The organism is Saccharopolyspora sp. 7B (assembly GCF_020177435.1).
GTDB classification, from domain to species: Bacteria; Actinomycetota; Actinomycetes; order Mycobacteriales; family Pseudonocardiaceae; genus Saccharopolyspora_C; species Saccharopolyspora_C gregorii.
In genome coordinates, this window is sequence record NZ_JAIUKC010000103.1 from 40,864 (window position 1) to 48,304 (window position 7,441).

The window sequence follows — 7,441 nt, forward strand, 5'->3', positions numbered from 1 at the left end:
GCCCGCGACGTCCCCCGACCGGCCCGGATCGGGGGAGCAGAGCGGTCCGGGCAGTGACGCGCGGTAGATCGGTGGGGTATGACTCTCACTCGTGTGGACGAGCCCGAGAGCGGCGGCGGAGGCGCTGGACCGCGCCGATGAGCTCGCCGCGCTGCGCGCCCGCTACGCCCTGCCCGCGGGGGTGATCCGGCTCGACGGCACCAGCGGCGGGCCGCGGCCGCGCGCCACCTCGGCCCGGCTTCGCGAGTTCGTCGAGAACCGGCGGGAGCTCCGCGCCCCCGAACCGCAGGTCGACGCGGGACTGCACCGGCAGGCCCGGCTCGCGGCGGCCGAGCTGGCGCCGCTGATCGGGGCGCTGCCCGCGGAAGTCGTGGTCGCCGATTCGGCGTCGATGAACCTGTTCAACGCGCTGCGCGCGGCGGCGGCGCTGCGGCCCGGGCGGCGGGTGCTGGCGGTGGGGCGGCACGACTTCGCCGCGGACCACTACTTGGCCCGCTCGGCCGCCGATTCCGCCGGGTGCGAGCTGCGCTTCGTGGACGATCCGGCCGAGCTGCCCGCGCAGCTCGACGACCAGGTGGCGGTGGTCGCGCTCTCGCACGTCGACCCGCTGTCCGGGGAGGTGCGCGACGCGGCGGAGCTGACCGCCCTGGCGCACCGGCGCGGTGCGCTGTCGCTGTGGGACCTGAGCCATTCCGCGGGCGCGGTGCGGGTGGACCTGCGCGGCTGGGCCGCGGATTTCGCCGTCGGCTGCGGATACCGGTACCTCGGCGGGGGCTCCGGGGCGCCCGGCTTCTCGTTCGTCGCGCAGCGGCGGCGCGCGGAGCTCGCCGAGGTGGCGCCCGGCCGCGGCGGGTTCGGGGCGATGCCGCCGACGTTCTCGATCACCGAGCTGCGGGCCGGGCTGGCCGCGCTGTCCGGGGCGGACCCCGGGTCGCTGGCCGCGAAGTCGACCGGGCTGGCCGAGTTCTTCGTGCGCTGCCTGCGGGAACTGCCGGTGGCGGTCGCACCGGTGCCGGTGTCCGGCGCGGGGCGCGGCGCGCACGTGTGCGTGATGCACCGGCGCGCGCACGACGTGGCGCAGGAGCTGTCGTCCCGCGGGGTGGTCGTGGACCTGGCCGGGCCGGGCCGGCTGCGCTTCGGCTTCGCCCCGACGTGGTTGCGCTACGCGGACGTCCAGGAGGCGGCCGACCACTTCGGAGCGGTCCTGGCGGAACTCGCCCAGCGCCGCTGATCCGTCCGGTCAGGACACCACTTCGGTGTAGACGTCGGTGAGCTTGTTGCGGAGGTTGTGCGCGGGCGCGTCGGGCTGGATGCGCAGCTGCCGGGCGGCGGTGCGCAGGGTCGAGACGATCCGCTGCGTGTGTTCGAGCCGCAGGTCGTCCCCGCCGCGTTCGATCAGCAGCGCCCGCTCGGTCGCGGCGTCCACGAGCCGTTCCAGCACGATGATCGACGGCCACCACACCTCAGCGGCGCGCCCCACCGCGGCCGGTTCCATGAGCTGCTGCTGCAGCGCGGTGCGCAGGTCGGACAGCTCCCGGTAGGTGCGGCGGCGCAGCGCGGAGCGCCCCTGCACGCGGCCGGCCATGGACAGCGACACGTACTCGGAGACGGTGTCGACGGCGTCGGCGAGCCTGCCCGCGAGCGCGGGGCTGCGCCCCGGCGGCCACATCAGGTAGCCGACGACGAGCACGAGCACGCAGCCGAGCAGCGAGTCGACGAGCCGGACCCGGGGCAGCTGGTCGGCGAACAGGTCGCTCTGGTGCATCTGCAGCAGCACGATCGTGGTGACGACCATGGTGAACAGCCCGTAGTGCCTGCTGAGCGCTTCGGGGACGAACGCGGCGACGAGCACGGTGACGAGCGCGAGCCCCCAGCCGGGCGGCACGGCCAGCAGCAGCGCCCCGGCGACGACCACGCCGACGAGCGAGCCGATGCCGCGCAGCACGGTGCGGGCGAACACGGACCCGGAGTTGGGTTTGAGCACCAGCGCCACGGTCATCGCGATCCAGTACGAGTTCTGGAACTGCAACGCGATCCCGATGCCTTCGGCGACGGCGAGGCACAGCACCATGCGCAGCGTCAGCAGCCAGCCGGTGCGCCCGATGCTGATGTCGCTGCGCCACAACCGCAGCCGCTCCCAGGTGCCGAGGCGCGCCCGGAAGTCGGGGACGTCGGCTCGCTTCGCGCGGCGCCAGGAGTCGATGAGGTCGGTGAGCCCCTGGTCCAGCGCGTGCACCATGATCGAACCGGAGGTGGCGGGCCGGTAGGGCGGCACGGTGCCGCCGTCCCGCACGCACCGCGCGATGGAGCGCATCGCGTCGAGGGTGCGGTCGGTGGGCCGGATGCGGGCGTGCGCGAGCGCCACGGAGGCTTCGACGACGGGCGTGGCGCGGGTGAGCACCACGTAGAGCCGGTCGTGCACGCGGCTGCGCGAGATGGAGGCGCCGCCGACGAGGATGTCGTGCGCGTTGTTGAGCGCCCGGGTGAGCTCCTGGCGCGCGTTGATCGCCGCGTCGGTGCCCGCGGCGTCGAACAGCTTCAGCAGCGCGTCGAAGACGCGGGCGACGGCCCCGCGCGCGGGCGCGGCCCGGCGGAACGGCCAGGTGGCGGCGACCAGCGCCAGCAGCAGCACCTCCCCCGCCACGAACCAGCCGATCTGCTCGCCCACCGGCACGCCGGTGGTGACGTGCCCGGTGGCGACGACGCAGAAGGTGAGCATCTGGGCGCCCGCGGCGGCGCACAGGTCGTTGACCCGGCTGGCGAGCACCGAGGGCACCGCGACGGCGACGACCACCGCGGCCGCCCACAGCGGGCTCGGGGCGACGACGCCGACGGCGAAGCCGAAGCCGCCGCTGAGCACGGTGAGCCCGACCCGGCGGATGCGGTACCGGTAGGAGCCGGTGAGGTCGGAGAAGCTGGCGCACAGCGCGCCGAGCGACACGAGCACCGCTTCGTCGAGCTTGCCGACGCCGAGGCCGACGAGGGTGGGGCCGCCGATGCCGAGGGCGGCGGCGACGATCCGCGTCCAGTCCAGCGGAAGCGGCGCGGGCCGCAGCATGCGGAGCAGCCACGCGGGCAGCAGCGCGCGGGTGGCCCTGGTGGTTCCGGCGAGCGCTTCGGTCCGTGTCACGCACATCCCTCTCGCTGGTGGGGAATCCGCGCTCCACGCCGAGCGGCTGAGTGCGTGCATTGTCACGCCGCTCAGCCGCTGTTCCACCGGCTCCGTGCAAGCATCACACGTTGCGGTGCATCACATCACCGGGTCGGGGCCGGCTGATCGCCCGTCAGCCGAACGCCCGGATGATCCGGACCACGATGGACGTGAGGACCAGCCAGAAGATCGCGGCGATGCCGAAGTTCACCAGCACCGCCAGCTGCGGGTCTTCGGGCGTGAACAGGTCCGCGAAGCCGAGCGCGAGCGGTTGCGACCAGTCGGCGACGAACCGGGTGATGCCGTTGTCCGGGTTGGCGCCGCCGACGGTGAGCACCACGTGGACGGTGAGCACCAGCGCGATCAGCGTGCCGATCCAGCGGGCCACCGCGGCGATCGCTCCGACGGCCTTGGCGCGGCTCTGCGCCCAGTCGTGGGTGCGGCGCAGCCGCCGTCGCCCTCCGCTGGGCAGGTCGCTTTCCTGCGCACCGGTGGTCGCCCCACCGACGTTCTCCGACATACCCGGAAGTGTGACACGCGACAACTCACCAGAACTACCACCCAGTAGCCCCCGTGTCCGCCTCGTGACCCGGGTAGCGGCCGTCAGCCGAAGACGCGGGCGAGGAGGCTGGTGACGAGGACCCAGAACAGGGCCGCGAGGCCGTAGTCGAGGAGCAGCTGCAACTGGGCGTTGGTCGTCTTCACCAGCCCCGGGAAGAAGAGGGCCAGCGGTTCGGCGGCGCCGCGCACCGAGTCGGCGAGCCCGTTCTCGCTGGGCAGTCCGAACAGCACGAACACGATGTGCAGCACCAGGATGACGGCGAGCAGGAAGCCCGCGCCGTTGATCAGGGTGGCGATGCCGGAGCGCCCCTTTTTCGCAGCCATGATCCCAGTCTGCCCCGCCCGGCGGCGCCGGTGTTCCGCCGCCCGGCGGTCGCGGACCGACCACCATGTGGGACGCCGGGGTTGCGTCGTGGGCACCCGTTGCGGTTAACCTGGCGGACGTGGCACGCGTTCTCCTGCTTCGCCGCCGCGACGGGGTCAGTTAGGCCGGCCCCTCGTCGCGGGGTAGCAACCTGCCGGTCTGCGGTTCTGACATCCGACCAGCAGCAGGAGACGAACACCCGATGACTTCGCCGCAGGAACCCCAGGCCCCCTTCGCCGGCCGGGTACGCACGCCTTCCCGCCAGGCCCCCGCCGACCAGCAGCCCTGGAACCCGCAGCGCGGCTCCGCGATGCCGTACCACCGCTACCGCCCGTTCCACGAGCTGGTCGAGGACGTGTCGCTGCCGGACCGCACCTGGCCGGACCAGCGCATCACCCGCGCTCCGCTGTGGTGCGCGGTGGACCTGCGGGACGGCAACCAGGCGCTGATCGATCCGATGTCGCCCGCCCGCAAGCGCCGCATGTTCGACCTGCTCGTCGGGATGGGCTACAAGGAGATCGAGGTCGGTTTCCCCGCGGCCAGCCAGACGGACTACGACTTCGTCCGCGAGATCATCGAGGACGACGCGATCCCCGAGGACGTGCGGATCCAGGTGCTGACGCAGTGCCGCCCGGAGCTGATCGAGCGCACCTTCGCCTCCCTGGAGGGCGCGCCGCGCGCCATCGTGCACGTGTACAACTCGACGTCGATCCTCCAGCGCCGCGTGGTGTTCCGCGAGGAGCGCGAGGGCATCAAGAAGATCGCGAAGATGGGCGCCGAGCTGGCCCTGGAGTACGCGGGCAAGTACCCGGACACCGACTTCCGCTTCCAGTACTCCCCCGAGTCCTACACCGGCACCGAGCTGTCCTACGCGGCCGAGGTGTGCGACGCGGTCACCGAGATCTGGCAGGCCACGCCGGAGAACCCGGTGATCCTGAACCTGCCCGCGACGGTCGAGATGGCCACGCCGAACGTGTACGCCGACTCCATCGAGTGGATGCACCGGAACCTGGCGCGCCGCGACTCGGTGATCCTGTCGCTGCACCCGCACAACGACCGCGGCACCGGCATCGCCGCCGCGGAGCTGGGCTACCAGGCCGGGGCGGACCGCATCGAGGGCTGCCTGTTCGGCAACGGCGAGCGCACCGGCAACGTGGACCTGGTGGCGCTGGGCATGAACCTGTTCAGCCAGGGCATCGACCCGCAGATCGACTTCTCGGACATCGACCACATCAAGCGCACCGTGGAGCACTGCAACCAGCTGCCGGTGCACGAGCGGCACCCGTGGGGCGGCGAGCTGGTCTACACGGCGTTCTCCGGCAGCCACCAGGACGCGATCAACAAGGGCCTGGAGGCGGTCCGCGTCGAGGCGGAGCGCGCCGGCGCCGACGTGGCCGACCACCCGTGGGAGGTCCCGTACCTGCCGATCGACCCGAAGGACGTGGGCCGCAGCTACGAGGCCGTGATCCGGGTGAACTCGCAGTCCGGCAAGGGCGGCGTGGCGTACGTGATGAAGAGCGAGCACCAGCTGGACCTGCCGCGCAAGCTGCAGATCGAGTTCTCGAAGCTGGTGCAGGCCCGCACCGACTCGGACGGCGGCGAGGTGTCGCCGGGCGCGATGTGGCAGGTGTTCTCCGAGGAGTACCTGGAGCCGCGCTCCCCGCTGGAGCTGGTGTCCCGCACCCTCAGCGGCGAGACCGGCCACGAGACGGTCACCGCGAAGGTCGTCGTGGACGGCAGCGAGCAGGAGATCACCGGCACCGGCAACGGCCCGATCGCCGCGTTCGTGGACGCGCTGAGCACCATCGGCCACGACGTGCGGGTGCTGGACTACAACGAGCACGCGCTGACCGCGGGCGACGACGCGCGCGCCGCCTCCTACCTGGAGTGCGCGGTGGGCGACGAGGTCTTCTGGGGCGCGGGCATCGACACCTCCACCGTCACCGCCTCGCTGCGCGCGGTGGTCTCGGCGGTGAACCGGGCGCACCGCTGAGCCCGGCGCACCGCTGAACCGAGCGGACCGCTGAACCGAGCGGAAGGGCCGCGTCGGCGCACGGAATCCCGTGCGCGGGCGCGGCTCTTCGCCGTTCAGCGCCGGTACCGCCCGCGGGCGACGGCGGCCAGGAAGTCCATCCACTGCGGACGGTCGAAGGACAGGTGCCCGGCGGCGCGGTCCTTGGAATCGCGGACGGCCGCGCCATCCGGAAGACCACCCACCTCGACGCATTCACCGCCACCGTTGCTGTAGCTGCTGGTGCGCCAGTTCCGCGGTAATCCGCCGCCCACGATCTCCTCCTCCGGTCAGGCCGCGTGCCGATGGCGCAGTTCGTCGAGCCTGCGCCGGGAGACGCGCGGGTCCAGCGCACTCGCCCGCAGGCGCTCGAAGACCTGCCGGTAGCGGTCCACCTCCGCGGCCTCTTCGAGGTAGCTCGCCCCGCTGAGATTGTCCAGGTACACCACCGGGTCGTACAAGGTCGCGAAGTCGAGCATGGTGAACGCGGTGCCCATCGCGGCGTGCGTGCCGATCTCGAACGGCAGCACCTGCACGGTGACGCCGGGGCGCTCGGACATCTCGCGCAGGTGCTCCAGCTGCGCGGACATCACCTCGCCGTCGCCGCAGCGGCGGTGCAGCGCGGATTCATCGACGATGGCCCACAACGCGAGCCCGTCACCGAGCCGCTGCTGCCTGGCGACCCGGACTTCCGTCCGGCGCCGCACCAGATCGTCCGGCAGGTCCGGAGCCCACGACTCGATGATCGACCGGGCGTAGTCCTCGGTCTGCAGCAGGCCCGGAATCAAGTCGATCTGGAAAGTGCACACCGACGCGGCCTCCGACTCCAGCTCCACGTAGTCGCCGAAGTAGTCCGTCAACGCGTCGTCGTACGAGCGCCACCAGCCGCGCTTCTTCGCCTGCTTGCACAACCCCACCAGGAACTCCGCCAACTCGCCGTCGACCTCGTAGATGGCGCACAGGGCTCGCACGTCCGGAACGCTGACCGAGGTCATCGCGGTCTCGATCCGGGAGACCTTGGAACGACTCCAGTCGAGCTCGCGCATCACGTGCTCGACGGAGATGTCACCGCGTTCCTCGCGGAGGCTGCGGAGCTTCGCTGCGAGTCGACGACGGGCGACACCGGGCTTGTTCGACATGGCGAGCACCGTACCGGATCAATTTTCCATTACCGATCGGGTGAATTACCGCAATAGCACGCGTGTGCAACGTTGCACAGAATGGCCGATCACTGCCACAGTCCCGATCACCACTTCCGAACGGCCGCCGCTGCGACGGGAATCCACCTCCCCTTCCCCGGCGCGCGGCGGCTCCAGGGGCCGGTGAGCAGACCCCCGACGACGCTCACCGGCCC

General features: G+C 72.0%; 7 protein-coding genes. 2 read left to right on the plus strand and 5 right to left on the minus strand.

What is annotated here, in order from left to right; genetic code table 11:
- Positions 1-91 precede the first annotated feature (91 nt).
- Positions 92-1,231, plus strand: coding sequence for an aminotransferase class V-fold PLP-dependent enzyme (locus tag LCD33_RS17045; RefSeq protein WP_224978026.1), 1,140 nt, complete (start codon positions 92-94; stop codon positions 1,229-1,231).
- A 9-nt stretch (positions 1,232-1,240) separates the two neighbouring features.
- On the opposite strand, the gene LCD33_RS17050 is transcribed toward LCD33_RS17045, so the two are convergent.
- The 3 genes from LCD33_RS17050 to LCD33_RS17060 form a co-directional block, all read right to left on the minus strand.
- Entirely contained in the window at positions 1,241-3,130 is a 1,890-nt protein-coding gene (locus tag LCD33_RS17050; RefSeq protein WP_224957206.1) for an FUSC family protein, read from the minus strand.
- 154 nt (positions 3,131-3,284) lie between these two features.
- Positions 3,285-3,671, minus strand: a complete 387-nt coding sequence (locus LCD33_RS17055; RefSeq protein WP_224968378.1) for a hypothetical protein — start codon at positions 3,669-3,671, stop codon at positions 3,285-3,287.
- Positions 3,672-3,754: 83 nt separating this feature from the next.
- Positions 3,755-4,036 carry a hypothetical protein gene (locus tag LCD33_RS17060; RefSeq protein ID WP_224957204.1) on the minus strand — a complete coding sequence of 94 codons (282 nt, stop codon included), beginning with the start codon at positions 4,034-4,036 and terminating at the stop codon, positions 3,755-3,757.
- Between the two features lie 242 nt (positions 4,037-4,278).
- Between LCD33_RS17060 and leuA the strand changes: the two genes are divergently transcribed.
- On the plus strand, positions 4,279-6,069 hold the full coding sequence (leuA, locus tag LCD33_RS17065) for a 2-isopropylmalate synthase (RefSeq protein WP_224978027.1): 1,791 nt from the start codon (positions 4,279-4,281) through the stop codon (positions 6,067-6,069).
- Positions 6,070-6,164: 95 nt separating this feature from the next.
- Here leuA and LCD33_RS17070 read toward each other — a convergent pair whose 3' ends face one another.
- Entirely contained in the window at positions 6,165-6,362 is a 198-nt protein-coding gene (locus tag LCD33_RS17070; RefSeq protein WP_224978028.1) for a DUF397 domain-containing protein, read from the minus strand.
- A 15-nt stretch (positions 6,363-6,377) separates the two neighbouring features.
- Positions 6,378-7,226, minus strand: coding sequence for a helix-turn-helix transcriptional regulator (locus LCD33_RS17075; RefSeq protein WP_224978029.1), 849 nt, complete (start codon positions 7,224-7,226; stop codon positions 6,378-6,380).
- Positions 7,227-7,441 lie beyond the last annotated feature (215 nt).